The organism is Aquincola sp. J276 (assembly GCF_024700035.1).
Classification (GTDB): domain Bacteria; phylum Pseudomonadota; class Gammaproteobacteria; order Burkholderiales; family Burkholderiaceae_C; genus Aquincola; species Aquincola tertiaricarbonis.
The window spans coordinates 1,054,038-1,075,454 of the sequence record NZ_JAJONC010000002.1; the positions used below are offsets into that span (position 1 = coordinate 1,054,038).

19 protein-coding genes and 2 pseudogenes are annotated in these 21,417 nt (G+C 72.1%); 12 read left to right on the top strand and 9 right to left on the bottom strand.

What is annotated here, in order from left to right; all coding sequences use genetic code 11:
• The first annotated feature begins 48 nt into the window (after positions 1 to 48).
• The 3 genes from LRS14_RS22775 (at position 49) to LRS14_RS22785 (ending at position 4,600) form a co-directional block, all read left to right on the top strand.
• Positions 49 to 1,188, top strand: a complete 1,140-nt coding sequence (locus LRS14_RS22775; RefSeq protein WP_257801225.1) for a DSD1 family PLP-dependent enzyme — start codon at positions 49 to 51, stop codon at positions 1,186 to 1,188.
• A 98-nt stretch (positions 1,189 to 1,286) separates the two neighbouring features.
• Positions 1,287 to 3,833, top strand: a complete 2,547-nt coding sequence (locus tag LRS14_RS22780; RefSeq protein WP_257801226.1) for a cation-translocating P-type ATPase — start codon at positions 1,287 to 1,289, stop codon at positions 3,831 to 3,833.
• A 200-nt stretch (positions 3,834 to 4,033) separates the two neighbouring features.
• A complete protein-coding gene (locus tag LRS14_RS22785; RefSeq protein ID WP_257801227.1) occupies positions 4,034 to 4,600 on the top strand; it encodes an N-acetylmuramoyl-L-alanine amidase in 567 nt (188 codons plus the stop codon).
• A gap of 15 nt (positions 4,601 to 4,615) precedes the next feature.
• On the opposite strand, the gene LRS14_RS22790 is transcribed toward LRS14_RS22785, so the two are convergent.
• Positions 4,616 to 5,206: a PEP-CTERM sorting domain-containing protein gene (locus LRS14_RS22790; RefSeq protein WP_257801229.1), complete on the bottom strand. Its 591-nt coding sequence runs from the start codon at positions 5,204 to 5,206 to the stop codon at positions 4,616 to 4,618.
• Between the two features lie 95 nt (positions 5,207 to 5,301).
• Complete coding sequence (locus tag LRS14_RS22795; protein WP_257801231.1) at positions 5,302 to 6,894, bottom strand: alkaline phosphatase; 1,593 nt, start codon at positions 6,892 to 6,894, stop codon at positions 5,302 to 5,304.
• A 177-nt stretch (positions 6,895 to 7,071) separates the two neighbouring features.
• On the opposite strand from LRS14_RS22795, the gene LRS14_RS22800 reads away from it, so the two are divergent.
• Together LRS14_RS22800 and LRS14_RS22805 are read left to right on the top strand one after the other, a co-directional pair.
• Positions 7,072 to 7,551, top strand: coding sequence for a PaaI family thioesterase (locus tag LRS14_RS22800; RefSeq protein WP_198156905.1), 480 nt, complete (start codon positions 7,072 to 7,074; stop codon positions 7,549 to 7,551).
• 24 nt (positions 7,552 to 7,575) lie between these two features.
• Complete coding sequence (locus tag LRS14_RS22805) at positions 7,576 to 7,965, top strand: VOC family protein (protein WP_046112607.1); 390 nt, start codon at positions 7,576 to 7,578, stop codon at positions 7,963 to 7,965.
• Here LRS14_RS22805 and LRS14_RS22810 read toward each other — a convergent pair.
• On the bottom strand, positions 7,940 to 8,569 hold the full coding sequence (locus LRS14_RS22810; protein ID WP_257801233.1) for a PAS domain-containing protein: 630 nt from the start codon (positions 8,567 to 8,569) through the stop codon (positions 7,940 to 7,942). The two genes, LRS14_RS22805 and LRS14_RS22810, sit on opposite strands and share 26 nt — an antisense overlap.
• Positions 8,570 to 8,592: 23 nt before the next feature.
• A pseudogene (locus LRS14_RS22815) lies at positions 8,593 to 10,666 on the bottom strand (ATP-dependent helicase).
• Between the two features lie 141 nt (positions 10,667 to 10,807).
• On the opposite strand from LRS14_RS22815, the gene ribA reads away from it, so the two are divergent.
• The 3 genes from ribA to LRS14_RS22830 are packed head-to-tail and all read left to right on the top strand — an operon-like array spanning position 10,808 to position 12,894.
• Positions 10,808 to 11,482 (top strand): GTP cyclohydrolase II, encoded by a 675-nt coding sequence (ribA, locus tag LRS14_RS22820; protein WP_083440479.1) that lies wholly within the window; start codon positions 10,808 to 10,810, stop codon positions 11,480 to 11,482.
• 33 nt (positions 11,483 to 11,515) lie between these two features.
• Positions 11,516 to 11,980: a hypothetical protein gene (locus LRS14_RS22825; RefSeq protein ID WP_257801236.1), complete on the top strand. Its 465-nt coding sequence runs from the start codon at positions 11,516 to 11,518 to the stop codon at positions 11,978 to 11,980.
• On the top strand, positions 11,977 to 12,894 hold the full coding sequence (locus LRS14_RS22830; protein WP_310740869.1) for a DUF2145 domain-containing protein: 918 nt from the start codon (positions 11,977 to 11,979) through the stop codon (positions 12,892 to 12,894). The genes LRS14_RS22825 and LRS14_RS22830 overlap by 4 nt, the downstream gene beginning before the upstream one ends.
• Here LRS14_RS22830 and LRS14_RS22835 read toward each other — a convergent pair.
• The 3 genes from LRS14_RS22835 to LRS14_RS22845 form a co-directional block, all read right to left on the bottom strand.
• Positions 12,881 to 14,485 (bottom strand): ATP-binding protein, encoded by a 1,605-nt coding sequence (locus LRS14_RS22835; protein ID WP_257801237.1) that lies wholly within the window; start codon positions 14,483 to 14,485, stop codon positions 12,881 to 12,883. The two genes, LRS14_RS22830 and LRS14_RS22835, sit on opposite strands and share 14 nt — an antisense overlap.
• 110 nt (positions 14,486 to 14,595) lie before the next feature.
• Positions 14,596 to 15,597, bottom strand: a complete 1,002-nt coding sequence (locus LRS14_RS22840) for a sigma-70 family RNA polymerase sigma factor (protein WP_257801239.1) — start codon at positions 15,595 to 15,597, stop codon at positions 14,596 to 14,598.
• A gap of 260 nt (positions 15,598 to 15,857) precedes the next feature.
• Positions 15,858 to 17,438 (bottom strand): diguanylate cyclase, encoded by a 1,581-nt coding sequence (locus LRS14_RS22845; protein WP_257801240.1) that lies wholly within the window; start codon positions 17,436 to 17,438, stop codon positions 15,858 to 15,860.
• A gap of 178 nt (positions 17,439 to 17,616) precedes the next feature.
• Between LRS14_RS22845 and LRS14_RS22850 the strand changes: the two genes are divergently transcribed.
• Genes LRS14_RS22850 through LRS14_RS22860 form a run of 3 tightly spaced genes read left to right on the top strand, consistent with a single transcriptional unit; the run spans position 17,617 to position 20,533 of the window.
• The gene (locus LRS14_RS22850) at positions 17,617 to 17,847 is read left to right on the top strand and encodes a DUF2789 domain-containing protein (protein ID WP_046112613.1); all 231 of its coding nucleotides are present in this window, start codon (positions 17,617 to 17,619) and stop codon (positions 17,845 to 17,847) included.
• Entirely contained in the window at positions 17,844 to 19,223 is a 1,380-nt protein-coding gene (locus tag LRS14_RS22855; RefSeq protein ID WP_257801242.1) for a tetratricopeptide repeat protein, read from the top strand. Before LRS14_RS22850 ends, LRS14_RS22855 begins: the two co-directional genes overlap by 4 nt.
• A gap of 50 nt (positions 19,224 to 19,273) precedes the next feature.
• Entirely contained in the window at positions 19,274 to 20,533 is a 1,260-nt protein-coding gene (locus LRS14_RS22860; protein ID WP_257801243.1) for a hypothetical protein, read from the top strand.
• On the opposite strand, the gene LRS14_RS22865 is transcribed toward LRS14_RS22860, so the two are convergent.
• Entirely contained in the window at positions 20,502 to 20,747 is a 246-nt protein-coding gene (locus LRS14_RS22865) for an IclR family transcriptional regulator C-terminal domain-containing protein (RefSeq protein WP_257801244.1), read from the bottom strand. The two genes, LRS14_RS22860 and LRS14_RS22865, sit on opposite strands and share 32 nt — an antisense overlap.
• Here LRS14_RS22865 and LRS14_RS22870 point away from each other — a divergent pair.
• Positions 20,740 to 21,189 carry a hypothetical protein gene (locus LRS14_RS22870; protein WP_257801245.1) on the top strand — a complete coding sequence of 150 codons (450 nt, stop codon included), beginning with the start codon at positions 20,740 to 20,742 and terminating at the stop codon, positions 21,187 to 21,189. The genes LRS14_RS22865 and LRS14_RS22870 overlap by 8 nt on opposite strands.
• Here LRS14_RS22870 and LRS14_RS30785 read toward each other — a convergent pair.
• Positions 21,154 to 21,309, bottom strand: a pseudogene (locus LRS14_RS30785) (helix-turn-helix domain-containing protein); the annotation flags it as partial. The gene LRS14_RS22870 and the pseudogene LRS14_RS30785 sit on opposite strands and share 36 nt — an antisense overlap.
• Between the last annotated feature and the right edge of the window lie 108 nt (positions 21,310 to 21,417).

Genomic DNA, 21,417 nt, shown 5'->3' on the forward strand with positions numbered 1-21,417 from the left:
GTGGCCGCTGTGCAGCCCGCGTGCAACTTCCAGGCCCACAATGCCCGCATGACACGCGAAGTCCCGTTCACACCTGTAACGCCGCCGCCGGCCGCCGTGGGCGATGTGCTGGCAGACATCGACACCCCGGCCCTGCTGATCGACCTGGATGCGATGGAGGCCAACATGGCCCTGGTGCACCAGCGCGCGCGCCAGGCCGGCGTGCGGGTGCGGCCGCATGGCAAGGCGCACAAGACCCCGGCGCTGGCGCTGCGCCAGATCGCGGCCGGCGCGCAGGGCCTGTGCTGCCAGAAGCTGGGCGAGGCCGAGGCCTTCGCGGCCGCGGGCATCGACGACATCCTGGTGACCAACCAGCTCATCGGCGCGGGCAAGGCGCGTCGGGCCGCGGCACTGGCCGGCCGCATCCGGCTGGCGGTGTGCGCCGACCATCCGCTGCAGGTGCAGCAGCTGGCCGAGGCCACCGCGGCGGCCGGCACTTGTCTAGACGTGTTGGTGGAACTGGACGTGGGCCAGGGCCGCTGCGGCGTGACCAGCGCGGCCGATGCGGTGGCGCTGGCCCAGGCCATCGCCGGACAGGCGCCCGGCCTGCGTTTTGCCGGCCTGCATGCCTACCATGGCAGCGCCCAGCACCTGCGCAGCCCGGCCGAGCGGCAGGCCGCCATCGGCGGCGCGGTGGCCAGGGCCCGCGAGGCGGCGCAGGCGCTGGCCGCGGCCGGCCTGCCCTGCGCCACCCTCACCGGCGGCGGCACCGGCACCTATGCCATCGAGGCCACCTCGGGCGTGTACACCGAGGTGCAGCCCGGCTCCTATGTGCTGATGGACACCGACTATGCGGCCAACACGCCCGATGAAGGCACGCCGGCGCTGGGCCATGCGCTGTACGGCTGGTGCAGCGTGATCAGCCTGCGGCCGGGCCAGGCGGTGCTGGACGGCGGCCTCAAGGCCTTCGCCACCGACCATGGCCTGCCCCAGGTGCTGCACGAGGGCTGGAGGGTGGACGGCATCTCCGACGAGCACACGGTGATCGTCGGCAGCCCCGGCGCCGCGCCGCTGGCCGTGGGCGACAAGCTGCGCCTGGTGCCCGGCCACTGCGACCCGACGGTGAACCTGCACGACTGGTTGGTGGCCGTGCGCGCCGGCGTGGTGGAGCAGGTGTGGCCGGTGTCGGCGCGGGGCGCGATGTTCTAGGGCAGCCCACGGCGCGCATCCGCCGCCGGTTGACGTGCATCAATCTTGGCGCCGGGCACGACGGCGCTGCATGAAGCGGCGCTGCACACTCGCCGTCCATGGACCTGCCTGCGCCGGCCACCGGCCTCAGCGAAGACGAAGCGGCGCGCCGGCTGGCGGTGCACGGCGCCAACGAGCTGCAGGACCGCGAACGGCACGGCCTGCCGGCCACCCTGCGCAGCGTGGCCACCGAGCCGATGTTCCTGCTGCTGCTGGCCGCCGCCGCCATCTACCTGGTGCTGGGCGATCTGGGCGAAGGCCTGCTGCTGGCCGGCTTCGCGGTGCTCACCGTGGGGCTGGTCGTGCTGCAGCAGCGGCGCAGCGAACATGCGCTCGATGCGCTGCGCGAGCTGGCCGCGCCGCAGGTGCGGGTGCGGCGCGGCGGCCAGGTGCGGCGCATGGCCGCCCGCGAGCTGGTGCCGGGCGACCTGTTCCTGGTGGGCGAAGGCGAACGCCTGGCCGCCGATGGCGTGCTGCGCGAGGCGGCCGGGCTGTCGGTGGACGAATCGCTGCTCACCGGTGAATCGATGCCGGTGCGCAAGCAGGCCGCTGGTGCCACGGCCGATGCCGCATCGCCCGAAGCCCGCGCGCCGGGCGGCGACGACACGCCGTGGGTGTTCGCCGGCACGCTGGCGGTGGCCGGCCACGGCCTGGTGCAGGTGACGGGCACCGGCCGGCTGACGCAGGTGGGCCGCATCGGCGCTTCGCTGGCCGGCATCGAGACCGCGCCCACGCCGCTGCAGCGCCACCTGCGGCGGCTGGTCCGCATGTTCGGCATGGCGGCCCTGCTGTGCAGCGCCGCGCTGGCGCTGTGGCATGGCCTGTGGCGCGGCGACTGGATGCAGGGGCTGCTGTCGGCCATCGCGCTGGGCATGGCGATGCTGCCGGAGGAGTTCCCGATGGCGTTGGCCGTGTTCCTGGCGCTGGGTGCCTGGCGGCTGGCCCGCATCCAGGTGCTGGCGCGCCGGCCGGCGGTGGTCGAGGCACTGGGCGCGGCCACCGTGCTGTGCGTGGACAAGACCGGCACGCTGACCGAGAACCGCATGCAGCTGCGGCGGCTGGTGGCTGCTGGCATGGAGGTGCGCGTGCAGCCCGGCGCGCCGCTGCCGGAGGCGGTGCACCGGCTGCTGGAGTACGCCATGCTGGCCTCGCGCCGCGGCGGCATCGACCCGATGGACCGAGCGCTGCTGCAGCACGGCGACGGCGCGCTGGCGCGCAGCGAACATCTGCATCCCGACTGGCAGCTGACGCACGAATACCCGTTGAGCGCCGAGCTGCTGGCGATGTCGCACGAATGGACGGATACCGAGGGCCATCGCTGCATCGCGGCCAAGGGCGCGCCCGAGGCGGTGTTCGGCCTTTGCCACCTGGTGCCCGCCGCCGCCGAACCCTGGCTGGCGCAGGTGCGGCGGCTGGCCGATGAAGGCCTGCGCGTGCTGGCGGTGGCCGAGGCCCGCGCGCCGCCGGGCCCCGCGCCCGCCCTGCAGCACGACCACCACTTCACGCTGCTGGGCCTGGTCGGCTTCGAGGACCCGCTGCGCCCCAGCGTGCCGGCCGCGGTGGCCCAGGCGCGCACCGCCGGCATCGCGGTGGCGATGATCACCGGCGACCATGAGGCGACGGCACTGGCCATCGCGCGGCAGGCCGGCATCGACACCGCCGCCGGTGCGGTGGCCGGCGACCGCATCGAGCAGCTGGACGACGACGCGCTGGCCGACGTGGTGCGCCGGGTTCGTGTGTTCGCGCGCGTGATGCCGCAGCAGAAGCTGCGGCTGGTGCAGGCCTTCAGGCGCAATGGCGAGACGGTGGCCATGACCGGCGACGGCGTGAACGACGCACCGGCGCTGAAGGCCGCGCACATCGGCATCGCGATGGGCGTGCGCGGCACCGACGTGGCCCGCGAGGCCGCCGGGCTGGTGCTGCTGGACGAGGACTTCGGCCGCATCGTGGGCGGCGTGCGCATGGGCCGCCGCATCTTCGACAACCTGCGCAAGGTGATGGTCTACATCACCGCCGTCCACGTGCCCATCGCGGGCCTGGCGCTGCTGCCGCTGCTGGTCGGCCTGCCCCCGCTGATGCTGCCTGCGCATGTGGTGCTGACGGAGATGGTGATCGACCCGGTGTGCTCGCTGGCCTTCGAAGGCGCGCCGGAAGACCCGCGCCTGATGCAGCGTCCGCCGCGCCGCGGCGACGACGGCATCGTGGGCTGGCCGATGCTGCGCCAGGGCCTGGCCCAGGGCGCCTGCCTGCTGGCGGCCACGCTGGGCATCTATTTGATGGCGCTGGGCGCCGGCCGCGGCACCGACGTGGCCCGCACGCTGGCCGTGGCCGGGCTCACCGCCGGCAACCTGCTGCTGGTGGCGGTGAACCTGTCGGCCGGCATCGGCTGGCGCATGCTGGCCGGCCGCAGGGCCCGTGCCTTCTGGGGCGTCGCGGCCGCAGCCACGGTAGCCATCGGCCTGGCCCTGGCGGTGCCGGGGCTGCGCCGGCTGCTGCATTTCGCGGTGCCGCCGGTGCAGGACCTGGCCTGGTCCGGAGCAGCCGTCGCCGCCGCGGCGGGGCTGGCCGCCTGGCTGCAGCACCGGACGCAACGCGCCACTGCATGAGGTGGCGATGCACATCAGCTTCATGGGCGCAGCACGGATGCCGGCAAGCCACGGAAGATGCAGCCGGTGCGGGCTGCCGCGTCGAGGTGCGACACGCCCCGGCGGGTGACACGGGCTGCCTCCCCCATCAGGCGGAAGGCAAATCACGAGGTCGCGCCTAGGCTGTGTTCAGGCCGATCCAGGCCGCAGGAGAAAGTGTCATGAAGATCTGCATCGACCCCGGCCACGGCATGAGCAACCGCCAGCCCGGCATCTTCGACCCTGGTGCCACGCACATGGAGAACGGCTTCCGCTTCCATGAGTCGGCGATGGCGCTGCGCTACGCCCTGGCGGTGAAGGACGCGCTGCGGGCCCGCCAGATCGACGTCTTCATGACGCGCGACGACGAGCAGGACCATGCGCCGGTGGTGCGCCGGGCGGCCATGGCGCAGGCCGCCGGCTGCGATGCCTTCATCTCGATCCACCTCAACGACGCCGAATCGGACGCTGCGCATGGCACCGAGGTGCTCTACCGCGACGACGAGGCCCTGGCCCGCCGCATGCAGCAGGTGCTGGTGCAGGCCACCGGCCTGCGCGACCGCGGCATCAAGCAGCGCAACGACCTGGCGGTGCTCAAGTTCGACGGCCCCGCAGTGCTGCTGGAGCTGGGCTTCATCGCCAACGACAACGACCGCGCCGCATTGCTGAGCCCGCAGATACGCAGCGCCGTGGCCGACGGCATCGCGGCACTGGTGGCGCAGCAGGTGCGGCAGATGGAGATGGCCTGACGGGACCCGCCGCGTTCAGCGGCGCCGCGCCGCCCAGGCCGCCACGCCCAGGCCGGCCAGCATCAGGGCCACGGTGGCGGGCTCGGGCACCGCGCTGATGGTGACGGTGAAGCGGTCGCCGGCCTGCAGGCCGCTGGCCGGGGCCAGCAGCCAGTCCTGCGTGCCGGCCTGCGCGAACGGTGCACCCAGGTCCACGCCGAAGGCTTCGGCCGGCTGGAAGCGAAGCGTCTGCCGGGTGTCGTCGCCATCGATGCCCGCCAGCGCGCCGAAGGCCGGCGTGACGGTGCCGACATAGGCGAAGGCGGCGCCCTGCAGCGACACGCGCAATGCCTGCAGCGCCTGCCCGGGCGCCACGGCGATCACCGCGTTGAAGGGCAGCCACTGGCCCACGTCGGCCGCCTCGAGCGACAGCTGGAAGCTGGCGCTGCCAGTGGTGCGCAGCGACAGGTCGATGCCGATGCGCGAGCCGTCCAGCACCACCGCCAGATCGTTGCCGCCCGGCTGCGTGGACACCAGCGTCAGGGCATGGGCCGCCGGCCCGGCGGCCAGCAGGCCGGTGGCCAGCAGCAGGCGGGCGGCATGTACCGGGAGGTCTCGCTTGTTCATGGTCAGCTCCGACGCGCTCACTGGTGAACCCTCCCGCTGCGCGGGATACCGCCGGGCGGGAAGAGCGCCGCCTTCGGGCGGCCGGACGGCGGCGCTCATGCCGGCACCAGCGTGCGGCTGTAGACCTGCCGGCCGTCCAGGTCCTTGAAGGCGACGCTGAAGGTGCGGCTGGCGGCATCGATGTTCACCTCGCCGAAGAACTGCAGGCCGGCGAAGGGCGAGAAGTTGCTGCGGCCGGCCGGCGGCGTCTTCTGGAAGTCCACGCGCGGGCCGAAGGTGGCGTCCAGCGTGTTGGGGCCGAAGGTGCCGGCATTCAGCGGGCCGGCGACGAATTCCCAGAAGGGGTCGAAGTCGGTGAAGGCGGCGCGCGACGGGTCGTAGTGGTGGGCGGCGCAGTAGTGCACGTCGGCGGTCAGCCACACCACGTTGCGCAGTGCCATCTGGCGGATGGACCGCAGCAGGCCCGCGATCTCCAGCTCGCGGCCGCGGGCCGGGCCATCGTTGCCATTGGCAACGGCCTCCCAGCGGGCGGTGCCGCCGGCATCGCGGCCATCGCCCACGTTCAGGCCGATCGGCATGTCGGAGGCGATCACCTTCCAGGTGGCGCGCGAGCGGCGCAGCCCGTCCTTCAGCCAGGCCAGCTGCGCGCTGCCCAGCAGCCGGCTGGCCTCGCCTTCGGCGCTTTCCAGGTTGGTGCCGTTGGGGCCGCGGTAACTGCGCATGTCGATCACGAACACGTCCAGCAGCGGGCCGTAGGGGATGTGGCGGTACACCCGCTCCAGCTCGGCCGCGCCGTAGGGGCGCATCGGCGCATATTCCATGAAGGCACGGCTGCCGCGGGCGATGAGCAGGGGCACGTCCTTCACGGTGTAGCGCGGGTCGGCGGCCAGGCTCTTGCTGGCGCTCCAGTTGTTGGTCACCTCGTGGTCGTCCCACTGCCAGATCTGCGGCACCTCCGCATTGAAGCGGCGCACGTTCTCGTCCAGCAGGTTGTAGCGGTAGCGGCCGCGGTATTCGTCCAGCGTCTCGGCCACCTTGGCCACCTCGGGCGTGACGAGGTTGCTCCAGGTCTGGCCGTTCTCGGCGGTCACCGTCTCGGCGATGGGGCCGTCGGCATAGATGGTGTCGCCGCTGTGCAGGAAGAAGTCGGGCTGCACGCGCCGCATCTGCTCATAGATGCGCATGCCGCCGAAGGCCGGGTTGATGCCCCAGCCCTGGCCGGCGGTGTCGCCACCCCACACGAAGCGGATGTTGCGCGCCAGCGCGGGCGTGCGGAAGCGGCCCAGCACCGGCTCGCTGGAGGCGCCGGCGTGGGTCAGGCTCTCGAACCACGCGCGCACGAACACCGTGCGGTCGGCGGGCAGGCCGGCCAGGTCCATGCGCGCGGTGAAGTCGGTGGTCTCCAGCGCATGCGGGCCGACCAGGCGCACCGGGCGGCTGAAGGACTCGTCGAACGAATACTCGGCATGCAGCCGCGCCGGCCGGTCGGCCCGGCTCCACAGCAGGGTGTTGCCCAGCGTCATGTCGCCGAACTGGATGCCCTGCGCCATCAGCGGCCGGTCGCCCTCGGCGGTCACGATGGCCGCGGCGGCCACCGCATGGCGCTGCAGCAGCGTGGCACCGGCCAGGGCCAGGCCGCCCTGAAGGAGGCGGCGACGGGTGGAAGCGGGGTGGTCGTTGGACTGCATGCGCGATGGCTTTCCACGGTGGTGGTGAAGGGCCTGCGCAGGCTAAGGAGCGGGCGTGAAGCTTTGTTGACAGGGCGCGCGCCGCGCCACGCAGGCGTGACCGCTTGTCACTTGGCGGACAGGCGCATCGCCAGCCTGCGCCTAGATTGGGCGCATCCGTCACTCCGAGGTGGTGCCATGTCGCAGTCGACCGACCTGCTTGCCCTGCTGCGGGCCGTCAATGCCACAGCAGCCTTCAACCGGTGGTGCGGCATCGAGGTCATCGACGCCGGCCCAGGCACTGCCACGATTGCCATGCCCTGGCGCCCGGAGGCGGGGCAGTACGCGGGCTTCCTCCATGCGGGCCTGGTGGGTGCCTTGATCGACACGGCCTGCGGCTTCGCGGCGGCCACCGTGGTGGGCAAGGTGCTGGCCTCGCACTACGCGGTCAACTGCCTTCGGCCGGCGGTCGGCGAGCGCTTCATCGCCCGGGCCAGGGTCGTCAAGCCGGGCAGGCATCAGGTCTTCACCGCCTGCGAGCTGTTCGCGGAATCCGGCGGGAACGAGAAGCTGGTGGCCACGGGCGAGACGATCCTGCTGACCGTGGCAGCCGCAAGCGATGCCGACACGCCCAGTCGCCTTCCGCCTGTCGATTCCGGAGGGCCCGGTTCGTCATAGGCAGACACCCCCCAGGAGCCCACCATGCTGCAAGACCATCCATTCTTCGCCTACATCCCCGCCGCCGACCTGCCGCGGGCGCGTGCGTTCTATGAAGGCCAGCTGGGCTTCAAGCCGGATGAGGAGACCGGCGGCGGTGTGGTCTACCGCTTTGCGGGCGGCACGGCCTGCTTCCTCTATCCCACGCCCAACGCCGGCACCTCGCAGGCCAGCCAAGCCTTCTGGCAGGTGGCGGACGTGGATGCCGAAATCGTCGCGCTGCAGGCGCGCGGCGTGGTGTTCGAGGACTACCCCGACATGCCCGGCGAGCGCAGCGCGGCCGGGGCGGTGACCGCCGGCGGTGCCAAGGCGGCCTGGTTCAAGGACAGCGAGGGCAACATCCTCGCCCTCATCCAGCCCCAGCCGGCGGGTTGAGGCCGCGCGCCTGCAGTTCCGCCGCTGCCCTGTGCAGCAGGTCTTCCACCTGGACCAGCAAGCGGTCGCGCTCCTCCACCAGTGCGGTCCACGCCGCCCCGGGCGGGCCGCCGTCGTCCGGCGGGCGTGCGGTCAGCAGCCGGTGGAACGGCCGCTCGAAGGCCGGCGCGTCCGGTGAAGGGCGCGGGCCGTCGCCGGGCAGGCCGCCGCCCGGCGTGGAAGGGCGCGGGGTCACGTCGATCATGGTGCCGACCATGCGCAGCACACCGTGCTGCACGCAACGCTCCACGACACGCCCGCGCGAATGCACCACGCGGTAGCCGGAGCCGTTGCTGCGCAGCCGGAAGGTGGATTCGTAGGTGGCCTCGTCGCCGCGCATGTGCGCGCGCATCGCGCCCAGCATGCCGTCCAGGTCCTCCGGGTGCACCCGGCAGCGCCAGAAGTGCGTGCGATCGGCGGCATGCGGCTTCGGAAAACCCAGCTTCTGCTTCCATTGCGGCGAGTGGGCCACCATCTCCAGGTTCGGACGAAGATCCCACACGCACAGATCGCCCGCTTCGATGGCCTGCCGCCAACCCCATGCGACCGGTTCCTGCTTGTCCATGGGCGGGGATGGTAGCGGCGCCGTCAGGCCCAGCGCCCTTTCAGCCGCATGCCGATGTCGAAGCGCTGGCCCAGCGCCAGCGGCGCCGCTGGCGCTGCCGCATCGGCCAGCGGCGTCACCCGCTCGAAGTACCTCTGCGCCAGGTCCTCGGGAATGAAGCGCGACAAGCTTGCATAGACATGTCGGTCGCCGTGCTTGACCTGGTCGGTGACGTAGAAGCGCTGCGGCACCAGCAGGTCCAGGTGCTGCTTTGCGCGGGTCATGCCCACGTACAGCAGCCGCCGTTCCTCGTCGATCTGCGCGCTGTCGCGCGTGCTCATCTCCGAAGGGATGCAGCCGTCCACCACGTTCAGGATCTGCACCGCGGCCCATTCCTGGCCCTTGGCCGAATGCAGCGTGGACAGCACCAGGTAGTCCTCGTCCAGGTGCGGCGGGCCGGCCTCGTCGCTGCTGGCGTCGGGCGGGTCCAGCGTCAGCTCGGTGATGAAGCGCTCGCGGCTGGCATGGCCGGCGGCGATGCGGGCCAGTTGCTGCAGGTCGGCCTGGCGGGCCGGGGCGTCGTCGTGCAGGCGCTGCAGCACCGGCTCGTACCAGCGCATCACCCAGTCCAGGTCGCCCGGCCAGCTGCCGGCCTGCTGCAGCTGCCCATACAGTGCGACGAAGCCCGACCAGTCCTCCTGCGCGGCCGGCGGCATAGGCCAGGCCAGCAGCGCAGCGGCGGGGTCGGCGGCCTGTTCCAGTGCATCCAGCAGCTTGCGGGCATGGGCCGGACCCACGCCGGCCACCAGCTGCGCCACGCGGAAGCCGGCGATGCGGCTGCGCGGGTTCTCGGCCCAGCGCAGCACGCAAAGCACGTCCTTCACATGGGCCGATTCCAGGAACTTGAGGCCACCGAACTTCACGAACGGGATCTGCCGCCGGGTGAGTTCCAGCTCCAGCGCGGCGCTGTGGTGCGAGGTGCGGAACAGCACCGCCTGCGATCGCAGCTTGAAGCCTTCCTCGCGCAGCGCCAGCACCCGGTCGGCCACGCAGCGGGCCTGCTCGCCCTCGTCGGCCACGGCCACCAGCCGCGGCCGCGCGGCGGCGGTGCGATCGGTCCACAGCTGCTTGGCATGGCGCTCCGGCGCCAGGGCGATCACCGCGTTCGACGCATCCAGCAGCGGCTGGGTGCTGCGATAGTTGCGCTCCAGCGGCACCACCCGCGCAGGCTGGCCGAACTGGTGCGGGAAGTCGAGGATGTTGCGCACCTCCGCCGCGCGGAAGCCGTAGATGGACTGCGCATCGTCGCCCACCACCGTGAGGCCGCGGCCATCCGGCTTGAGCGCATGAAGCACCGCCGCCTGCAGCCGGTTGGTGTCCTGGTACTCGTCCACCAGCACATGGTCGAAGCGCGCGGCGATGTGCGCGGCCAATGCAGGCTCCTCCATCATCGCGGCCCAGTACTGCAGCAGGTCGTCGTAGTCGAGGCTGTGCTGCTGCTGCTTGGCCGCGGTGTAGGCCGCGAACAGCGTGTTCAGCTCCGCAGCCCAGCCTTCGCACCAGGGGAAGGCATCGCGCAGCACCTCGGGCAGGCTGCGCTGGCTGTTCACCACGCGGGAGTAGATGGCCAGGCAGGTGCCCTTCTGCGGGAAGCGGCTGCGGGCCGCGGCCCAGCCGCCTTCCTGGCGCGCCAGGTTCATCAGGTCCTCGGCATCGGCGCGGTCGAGGATGGTGAAGCGCTCGGGCAGGCCGATGGCGGCGGCGTATTCGCGCAGCAGCCGCGCGCCGATGCCGTGGAAGGTGCCGGCCCAGGGCAGCGTGGGGGGCACGGGTGGCGCCGGGCAGGCCCAGGGCCTGGTGCAGCGTGCGGCCCACGCGGCGCACCATCTCCTGCGCCGCGCGGCGCGAGAAGGTGAGCAGCAGCACCCGCTGCGGATCGGCCCCGGCCATCACCAGTCGGGCCACGCGGTGCGCCAGCGTCATCGTCTTGCCGCTGCCCGCCCCGGCGATGACCAGCAGCGGCCGTCCATCGGGCTCGGCCACGCCATGCTCCACGGCGTCCCGCTGCTGCGGGTTGAGCTGCGCAAAGGAATCAGGGCGGGTGACGACGGCGGACATGGGCGCGGACTGCAGGAACGGCCCGGCCACTGTACATGCATACATGCCGGCGGCCGCACCACCCCTGCTGTAACGACGGGCTCGGGTTCCGCGCCACAATGAGCGCAGCTGAGCTGGCAGACCAAGATCTCAAACCATTCGATGAACGCGCCCCTGCGGCCGGCCGACGTGGCCGGGCCTTCCGTCGGCCTATCCGCCGACACCACCACCGACGTACCGGCCCTGTTCTATGGCGGCAGCTGCCGGCTGCCGACCGAGATGGGCGAGTTCACGCTGCACGGCTTCCGCGATGCCGCCGGCCGCGAGCATGCGGCACTGACCATCGGCGCCGTCAACGACGGCCTGCCGGTGCTCACCCGGCTGCACTCCGAATGCCTCACCGGCGACACCCTGTTCAGCCTCAAGTGCGACTGCGGCCCGCAGCTGCAGGCCGCGCAGCAGGCCATCGCCACCGAAGGCCGCGGCGTGCTGCTGTACCTGCGCCAGGAAGGCCGCGGCATCGGCCTGGTGGACAAGATCCGCGCCTATGCGCTGCAGGACGCCGGCGCCGACACCGTGGAAGCCAACCGCCGCCTCGGCCTGCCCGACGATGCCCGCGACTACCGCGTCGCATCGCAGATGCTGCACACGCTGGGCGTGTGCTCGGTTCGGCTGCTGACCAACAACCCCGCCAAGGTGGAGGCGCTGCGTGCGCTGGGCGTGGCGGTGGAGGAACGGCTGCCGCTGCGCGCCGGCGAGAACCCGCACAACAGCGGCTACCTGCTCACCAAGGCCTTGCGCATGGGCCACTGGCTGGGCGCGGCAGAAGAGGCCTGACGGTTATCCTGCCGGCTCCCTGACGGAGTTGAGATGAGCGTTTCCTGCAAGCCGTTGGCCGCCGCCCTGGTGGCCAGCATCGCCGTGATGGCATCCACCGCCCGCGCTGACAGCGCGGTGTCCTCCGCCTCCAGCGCGGGCTCGGCCTCCTCGGGCAGCGTGTCCGATTCGATCCAGGGTTCCAGCCGCAGCTCGGGCGGCGACGACCGCGTGGCCGAGGGCGACTACCGCATCGTGGCGGTGGCTGCGGCCGAGCGCCCTGGCCGCCTGCGCCTGACGCTGCAGGCCGAGGCCACGCCCGGCCCGCAGGGCCGCTTCCAGCTGGAGCTGCCGCAGCAGGCCGTGCAACCGGCCGGCCTCGTTCAAGGCGACCTGGTACACGCGCGCCACCGGCCCTACGGCGTGCAGTTCGCGCGGGTGGACAACCGCCAGCCCTTCTTCCTGGTGCTGGCCGACACCTGGCACGGCGAGCTGGCCTCGCGCCCCGTCCCGCTTTGAGCCTGCGCCGCGCGGCCCGGCGGGCCGCCGCGCTCCTGTCGCTGCTGGCTGCCGCCGGCGCGGCCCAGGCCGGATCGCCCGCCTTCTGCGGCCTCGGCCCGCAGCTCAGCGCCGCGCAGCAGGACCAGCTGCTGCAGTTCGCGGCCCTCATCAAGCAGCAGCTGGATGCCTCGGGCCACGAGGTGGCCCTGATCGCCCGCAGCGGGCTCGACCTGGACCGCTTCGGCCTGCGCTATTCGCATGCCGGCATCAGCCTGAAGGCCAGCGCCAACGGCCCGTGGTCGGTGCGCCAGCTCTACTATGCCTGCGACGAGAGCCGGCCGCGGCTGTACGACCAGGGCATCGCCGGCTTCGTGATGGGCAACGACCGGCCCGACACCGGCCATGTGTCGATGGTGCTGCTGCCCGCGGCCGCCGGGGCGCAACTGCAGGCCGCCGCGCTGGACAACCCGCGAGCGCTGAGCCTGCTGGCCGCCACCTACAGCGCCAATGCCTATCCCTTCAGCCAGCGCTACCAGAACTGCAACCAGTGGGTGGCCGAGCTGATGGCGCTGGCCTGGGCGCCGCTGGCGGGCGAGCGCTCGGCGGGCCTGCGGGCACGGGCGCAGCACTGGCTGCAGGCGCAGGGCTATGCGCCGCAGCCGGTGGACGTGGGCTCGCATGCGCTGATGTTCGCCGGCCCCTTCATCCCGTGGGTGCACTTCGACGACCATCCGCAGGACGACGTGCTGTCGCTGCAGCTGAAGGTGAGCCTGCCCACCACGCTGGAGGCCTTCGTGCGCCAGCAGGTGCCGGGCGCGCAGCGGCTGGAGCTGTGCCACGACGGCGCGCAGGCGGTGCTGCGCCGCGGCTGGCAGCCGATGGGCCCGGGCTGCCAGGCGGCCCCGGGCGACACGGTGTTCAGGCTGGACTGACGAACTGCGGTGCCAGCGTGAAGTAAAAGCGCGCGCCCTGCCCGGGCGCCGCCTGCGCATGGATGCGGCCACCGTGCCGCTGCACCACCCGGTGCACGATGGCCAGGCCGATGCCGGTGCCGGGGAAGTCCGAGGCCTTGTGCAGCCGCCGGAAGGGCTCGAACAGCTGGCCGGCCTGCGCCATGTCGAAGCCGGCACCGTTGTCCCACAGGCAGAACTCGGTGCCGCCGTTTGCGGCCGGCGCGGCCGAGAAGCCGATCACCGCGTCGGGCTGGCGGCTGCTGAACTTCCAGGCATTGGCCACCAGGTTGTCCAGCGCCAGCCGCAGCAGCGGCAGATCGGCCTGCGCCACCAGCGTGTCGTCGATCTGCAGCCGCACCTGGCGCTGTGGCTCGCGCTGCTGCAGCGTGGCCAGCATCTCGCGCACCAGCGCGCCGATGCGCACCGGCTGCAGCCGCAGGTCGCTGCGCTGTACCTTGGCCAGCGTCAGCATGTCGTCGATCAGCGTGTCCATGCGGCGCGCGGCCAGCGCGATGTGGCGCACGAACTGCTCGGTCTGGCCGTGCAGCGGCGGCTCATGGTCCATCAGCAGCAGGTCGGCATACCCCTGCACCGCGCGCAGCGGCGCGCGCAGGTCGTGCGAGAGCGAATAGCTGAAGGCCTCCAGCTCGCGGTTGGCCTCGCGCAGCTCGCCGGTGCGCTGCTGCACCCGCTGCTCCAGGCCCTGCAGCAGCGCCACGTTCTCCAGCGCCAGCGAGGTGCTGTCGGCCAGCGCCTGCAGCAGCGCCACCTGGTCGTCGGTGGCTGCATGCTCGACCGACCAGTAGTTGCCGATGGCACCGATCGGCGCCTCGGCCCGGATGGGCACCATCACCAGGCTGCGCACGAAGGTGGGTGCGTAGGCGTCCTGCGGGATGCGGTCGTCCAGCCGCACGTCGGGCACCACCGCGGCCCGGCCCTGGCGCATGACCCAGCCGCTGATGCAGCTGTCCATGCCGAAGCGCCGGCCCTTCCACAGCGGGCCGATGGCGTCCTCGTCCACGTAGTGGCACAGCTCGCCCTCGCGCAGCACGAAGGTGGCGCCGTCGGCGCCGGTGAGCTGCCGTGCGCCGCGGCGCACCACCTGCACCACCGCCTCCACGCTGCGCGCCATCGACAGCTGCTTGACCAGGTCCACCAGCAGCGCGCGGGCCTCGGTCAGCGTGGCCAGTCGCTGGGTCTCGCGGGCGGCGTTCAGGCGCTGCAGCGCGCTGGGCAGGCGCCACAGCTCGTTCTTGGGCACGTAGTCGGTGGCGCCGGCGGCCAGGCAGTGCTCGCTCCAATAAGGATCGGTGCGGCCGCTGACGAAGATGAACGGAATGCCGGGCTGGCGCTGGCGCGCCAGTTCCATCGCCTGCAGGCCGGTGATGCCGGGCACCGAGTTGTCCGACACCACTGCGTCGAACCGGTGCTGGTCGATGGCGGCATGGAATTCCTCAGCATTGCCCACCTGGCACCACATGGGATGGCGGCCCAGGCGCGTCACCTCGCGGTGCACCAGGTCCGCATCGAAGGGGTCGTCTTCCAGGTGAAGAATGCGCAGGTCGTGCATGGTGCATGGGTACGGCTCCATCCCATGGGGGCGGCCACCCCCTTTGCGCACCATGTTAGCGGTCACCGACTACACCGCCCGTGACAGCCGTCGCAAAGCCCCGGTCGGCTTCAGCCCCAGCGGGTGCCGGTACGCACGACGATGCGCTCGTCCTCGCCCGGGCCGTGGAAGCGGCGGTCGGGTGCGGTGAGCACGTCCTCCAGCATCCGGCCCCAATGGGCCTGGCCGCAGGCCTGGCGCCGCAGCGCCGCCTCGCGCTGCTGCACCAGGTGGTCGAAGCGCTCGCCGGTGTCGGCGCCCACGCGGTCCACCGCCCGCACTGGGCTGTTGCCCATGTGCATGGCGATGCGCCGGCACACGGCCGCATAGCGCTGCGCAATGCGCGACACGCTCAGGCTGAGCGAATCGGCCAGCTGCACCGGCGTCATGCCCACGCCCAGGTAGGCGTCGATCACCTGGCGGTCGGTCTCGGGCAGCTTGGTGAAGAAGCGCTCCAGCCGGCGCAGTAGCAGGCCGGTGTCCACCCGCGCCTCCACCTCGTCCTGCGGCGTGGCGGGCTCGCGCGCGGCCAGGTGGCCGGCCTCGTCGTCGTCGGTGCGCGCGGGCAGCTGCTCGGGGCGCGCGCGGTGGGCCGCATGCTCCAGCGCGGCCACCTCGTCGATGCTGATGCCGCAGGCCTGGCTCAGGTCGGCCAGGCTGGGGCTGCGGCCGTGCAGGGTGCACCAGCGCTCGCGCGCGATCTCCAGCACCTTGATGCGGCGGCGCTCGGCGCGCGGCAGCACGTCCATGCCACGCAACTCGTCCAGCATCGCGCCGCGCACCCGGGCGCGGGCATAGCGCACGAAGGCCTGGCGGGCCTCCTCGCTGTCATGGTCGCCTTCATAGCGGAACGCCAGGGCGGACTGGGCCACGGCGATCAGGCCCACCTGGATCAGGTCGGCGCGCTCCACGTTGGAAGGCAGCTTGCGGGCCAGCAGGCTGGCTTCCTGGCGCACCCAGGAGGTGTTCCGCGCGATCAATGCGGAACTGAGGCCATCCATCGACATCAAGCGGCCATCGCGCGCAGCCGTGCAGGCGGCGCCGGATGGCAGGTGCTGTTCGAAGTTCAGCAAAGGAAATCCCTCTTGTCAGAATGTTTTGCGGCAATATGTGCCTACGTTAAGGCAAATAATCACCATTCGTGTGACGAAACGCACACGGAAACATCTTGAGGGTGGTAACAGCGGGGGACGGTTCTTTGCGCAGCGGGTCGTCTACCGCTGCGAACGGTGTGTAACTGGCATCAAGTTACACCTCGCTGCAGCGAAGCAAGAGTCGTGCGATGCAACTGGCAGGACGCGCGGCAAGAGCACCCGCCGTGCCTGCCGAAATTTCAAGCCCGCGCGGCCCAGCGCCGCTTGCCTGCACGCTTGGCCTCGTACAGCGCCTCGTCGGCGCGCCGCATCAGGTCGGCCACGGTGGCGCCCGCGGCTGGCGCCACCGCGATGCCCACGCTGGCCGATACCGGCTGGCGCACACCGGGATAGGGGTCGGACAGCGCCCGCACCAGCTTTTCGGCCACGATGGCGGCGCCGTCGGGCGTGCTGTCGCTCAGCAGCACCACGAACTCGTCGCCGCCCAGGCGGGCCGGCACGTCAGCCGAGCGCAGGCTGGCGACGATGCGCTGGGCCGCCATCTTCAGCACCTGGTCGCCCACCGCATGGCCGTGGTGGTCGTTCACCGCCTTGAAGCCGTCCAGGTCCAGTGCCATCAGCACGCGGCGGTGGCCGTTGCGCTGGTCGTCGATCAGCTGGCGGTGGGCCAGGGCCTCGAACAGCAGCCGGTTGCTCAGGCCGGTCAGGGCATCGGTGTGGGCCAGGTGCTGGGCATGGGCCAGCATGCGCGACGCCTGTTCCAGCACCTGGCCGACCGCGTCCGCCTCCTTCAGGCCGGTGCGCGGCGCGGCCACCAGCTCGCCGCGGCCCAGCGCCATCGCCGGGCCGATCAGGCCCTGCACCGACTGCGTCAGCCGCCGCGCCCAGCGCAGCGCCACGCCCATGCCCACCGCCATGGCGCCGGCCACGCCCAGCGCGGCGATGGCCAGCGAGCGGTGCAGCTGCCGCATCACTTCCGACTGCGGCGCGCCCACGGCCACGCTCCAGTCGGACACGCTGGAGCGGGTGAAGGCCGTGACCACGTCGAAGCCCTCGCGGGTGCGGGTGTCGAACACACCTTCGCGGCGGCTGCCGATGGCCTCCACCAGCGCGGGCTGGGCCGGCGTGCCGACGAAGCGCGCGTTGTCCAGCGAGCGGGCAATGATGGTGCCCTGGCCGTCGACGACCGCGGCCACCCAGTTCTCCGGCAGCGCATGGCGGCGCAGCAGGCCGGCCACCCGCGCCGGCGACAGGCCCACCGCCAGCGCCTGGGCCACCTTGCCGTCACGCCAGACGGGCACCGCCACGCTGATGGTGCTTTCCTTGAACAGGCCGTTGCCCAGCAGGCCGGTGACGGTCATCTCGCCGCGGTCGAACACCCGGGCCAGTTCGGGCCGCGGGCCGGCCCCCGGCAGTGGCGTGCCGAAGGCATGCAGGGTGTTCAGCAACTGGCGGCCGTCGCGGCCGACCAGCACGAAGTTGTCCACCAGGCCCACCGCCAGCGCCTGGCTGGCCCGCTGGTGGAAGTCGGCCAGGTGGCCGCTGGCCAGCTCGCTGGAGGTGGCCAGGGCCTCCAGCGTGGCGCCGATGCGCGCCAGCTCACGGTCAATCTCGCCGGCCGCGCCCTGGGCCAGCAGCAGTTCCTCCCGGTACAGCTTCTCGCGATGCAGCCGGTAGTCCTCGAACAGGAGGGCGCCCGCGGCGATGGCCGCGGGCAGCACGCAGGCAGCCACCAGGGCGGCCAGCATGGCCCGCACCGACCAGGCCCGCGGGCCCGCCGTCGCGGCGGCGTCGCCCCCAGCACCCGTCCACTCAGCCACGCTCGAACTTCCGCATTGGCGCTCCCGCGATGTTTGTGCTTTGCAGGCTATTGTCCGCCTCGCGGGCGCACAACGGCCTGCACCTGCTGCACACGCAGGGCCGCATCGGCGCGCAGCCGCGCTTGTCCTACAGCCGGCACGCCCGCCCGCTGTTAGCGTTCCGGCCAAAGGAGTACGCATGGAACTACCCAACCACGACCTCGGTGAACTCTTCAGCCAGCTGGGCCTGCCCAGCAGCACGCAGGAGATCGAGCAGTTCATTGCCACCCACCGGCCGCTGCCGCCGGACATGCTGCTGGGCGATGCGCCGTTCTGGTCGCCGGCGCAATCCCAGTTCCTCAAGGAGGAGTGGCGCGAGGACGCCGACTGGGCGCCGATGGTGGACCAGCTGAACCTGCGGCTGCGTTGAACACGCCGGCCGCAGGCACGCCCGCCGCGCTGGAGGCCGCGCGCGGCCTGTTCCTGGAGGGCGTGGCCCGGTTCGAGGCCGGCCATGCGGCGGAGGCCGCCGAACGCTTCGAGTCAGCGCTGGCCCTGGCGCCGGGCCGGGTGTCGGTGCTCATCAACCTGGGCGCGGCACGGCTGAAGCTGGGCCAGCGCGAAGCCGCCCTGCAGGCGCTGGACACGGCCCTGGCCGCCGAGCCGCAGCATGCCGATGCCTGGACCCACCGCGGCCTGGCGGCCGGCGAGCTGGGCCGGCATGCCGAGGCACTGGGCAACTTCGAGCGGGCCCTGGCCCTGGACCCCGGCAGCGGTGTCGCGCAGTTCTACCGGGCGCTGTGCCTGGGCCACCTGCAGCGGCATGCCGAGGCACTGGCCGCGCTGGAGCGCCTGCTGCAGCACCAGCCGCAGCGCGCGCCGGCCTGGATGCTGCACGGCCAGACACTGCAGCAGCTGCAGCGCCATGCGGAAGCCCTGCCCTCCTACCGCCGGGCCGTGGCCGTCGACCCCACGCTGGGTGCGGCCTGGAGCCACCTGGGCCAGCTGCTGAAGGACCTGGGCCGGCGCGACGAGGCCGCCGCCGCGCTGCGCCGCGCCATCGACGAAGGCGACGACGCCGACACCAACCGCTACTTCCTCGCCGCGCTGGGCACCGAGGCCGCGCCGTCCGTGGCGCCCAGGGCCTATGTGCAGGCGCTGTTCGATGGTTATGCCGACGACTTCGAGCCGCACCTGGTACAGGTGCTGCGCTACCGCGCGCACGAGGACGTGGCGGCCGACGCGCTGGCGGCCTGGCAGGCCGGCCAGCCCGCGGGCGCGGCGCCGGGCTGGGTGATCGACCTGGGCTGCGGCACCGGCCTGTGCGGCGCCCGGCTCAAGCCGCCGGCACAGCACCTGGAAGGCGTGGACCTGTCGCACACCATGGTCGAGGCGGCGCGCCGCCGCGGCGTGTACGACACCCTGGCGCAGGCCGACATCACCGAGCACCTGCTGGCCGGCGCCCGCCACTACGACATCGCGGTGGCGGCCGACACCTTCATCTACCTGGGCGACCTCGGCCCGGTGTTTGCCGGCGTTAGGCATGCGCTTCGGCCGGGCGGCGTGCTGGCGTTTTCAGCCGAGATCGCCGCGGCCCCGGAGGACGGCGCCGAACCGCCCGACTACCGGCTGGACAGCCACATGCGTTATGCCCACAGCGAGCCCTACCTGCGCCGGCTGGCCGCGGCGCACGGCTTTGCGGTGGTCAACCTGGTGCGGCGGGTGCTGCGCGAGGAACAGCGGCGGCCGGTCATGGGCTGGATCGTGGCGTTGCGAATAGAGATGGCAGCAAAGGCCGAGCAATAGTCAACGAATTGCAATTCGAATTGCGACCTCGCAATTCCGAAATTGCAAATATGAAACTCATTGACCAACTCCTTCGCCGCGCCACTCCACAACGCCTCGTCAGCGACGCCACGCGCTGGCTGCAGCGACATGGCCTGACGCAGATAGAGGCCGACGAAACCCGCATGGAAGTGCGGGGGCAACGCCCCGATGGCACGCGCATCTCCACCAACCTCACGCGGCTGTGGGGCGAATGGCGCGTGGCACCGCGGCGCGAGCGCGATGGGCGGCTCGAACGCTTCCTGGGCGAGCTCATGTCGCCTGCGCTGACGGCCCCTCGAGGCTATGCAGCGGTGCGGCCACACCTGCTGCCGGTGGTGCGCACGCTGGAAGACGTCGAGGCTGCACGGCTGTCGGTGGCCAGGCTGGCGGACGGCGCCGACTTTGCGATGGCCTACCGCAGCTGGGTCGGCGACCTGGTGATCGCGCTGGTGGTGGACACGCCCGAATCGATGCTGCCGGTGCAGCAAAGCCAGCTGGACGGCTGGGGCGAAGGCTGGGACGACGCACTGAAGGACGCGATGGACAACCTGCGCGGCCTGCCGGCGCAGGTGCGCTGGGTGGCGCTGGCACCAGGCCTGTGGCGCGCCGAGTATGGCGACAGCTACGACAGCTCGCGCCTGCTGCTGCCCGAGCTCATCCAGCGCGCGCCGGCCGGCCAGCCGGTGGCGATGGTGCCGTTCCGGGATGCGCTGCTGGTGACGTCGGCGGCCGACGAGCAGGGGCTCGACGCGATGCTGGCATGGGCCGTGGGCGGTCTGGACGGCACGGGTCGCTGGTTGTCGCAACAGCCGCTGGCGCTGCAGGGGCACGGCTGGGCAGCGCACGCGCTGTCGGGACGCGCCGCGGCGCTGCAGGCGCTGCTGTCAATGCGCCACCGCATGGCGGCCTATGCCAGCCAGCGTGATGCCCTGGTGGCGCTGCATGGCGAGTCGGTGTTCGTCGCCGCCTTCACTGCAGCCCAGGCGCAGGATGGCACGCTGATCAACTACGCCGTCTGGCCCGAAGATTCGGACGCGCTGCTGCCCCAGTGCGACAACGTGGTGATGGCCTACCTGGTGGCAGGCGAGCAGTGCACCGCCGTGCTGCCGTGGGCGACGGTGCGGGCGCACTTCGGTGACCTGCTGGAGGCCACCTGCCATGTGCCGCCGCGGTGGCGGGCGCGGCGCTTCCCTGACCGCGCACGGCTGCAGCAGGCGTTGCAACAGGCAGGCCACGCAGCGCCGGTGACGGCCGCCGCTACGCCCCTCCCGCATGAATCTGCATGCTGATCTGCGCGGCCGCCTCCACCAGCATCGGACCCATGCGCATCAGCACCTCGTGCGTCAGGTAGCTGGAGGGCCCGCCGATGGTCAGCGCCAGCGGCGGGCGGCCATCGCCCACCTGCACCGGCACGCCCACCGCGCTGATCTCGCGCTGCCAGTCCTGCTCGGACAGCACATAGCCCCACCGCGCATGCTGCGCCAGCGCGGTGTCGATGGCCACTGCGCTGGCGCGGCCATCGCCCGGCATCGGCCTGCTGCAGCAGTGCGCACACGGCGTCGCGCTCGGTGGCGGGCAGCGCGCACAACAGGGCCCGGCCCATGGCCGTGTCGGGCAGCGGCAGGCGGGCGCCCACGTCCAGCCCCAGCGTCAGCCGGCCGGCGCCGCGGCAGTGGGCCACGTACACCATCTGCAGCTCATGCCGCAGGCCCATCGACACGGCGGCCTCCACCCGGTCGGCGATGGCCTGCATCACCGGCCGTGCGATGCGGGCGATGTCGAAGTTGGACAGCATGCTGAAGCCCAGCGCCAGCACGCCGCCCGCCAGCGCGTACTGGCCGGCATCGGCCTGGTGGCGCAGGTAGCCCAGGTGCGTGAGCGTGAAGGTCAGGCGCGACACGGTGGCCTGCGGCAGGCCGGTGCGGCGGGCGATCTCCTGGTGTGACAGCCAGCGGTCCTGCGGGCGGAAGCAGCGCAGCACCTCCAGGCCGCGGGCCAGCGCAGTGACATAGCGGCGGTCTTCCTCGGCAGGTGTGTCCTCAGGGGTAATGCGGCGTCGGCTCATGCCGGCATATTAGTCCGCATTGCGGAATAAGGCATGCCGGGACGCCCTCGTCCTGCTGTCCCGCGGGTGACAGAGGCTGCGGGTTTGTGCCGCGTTTACACAGGCGAG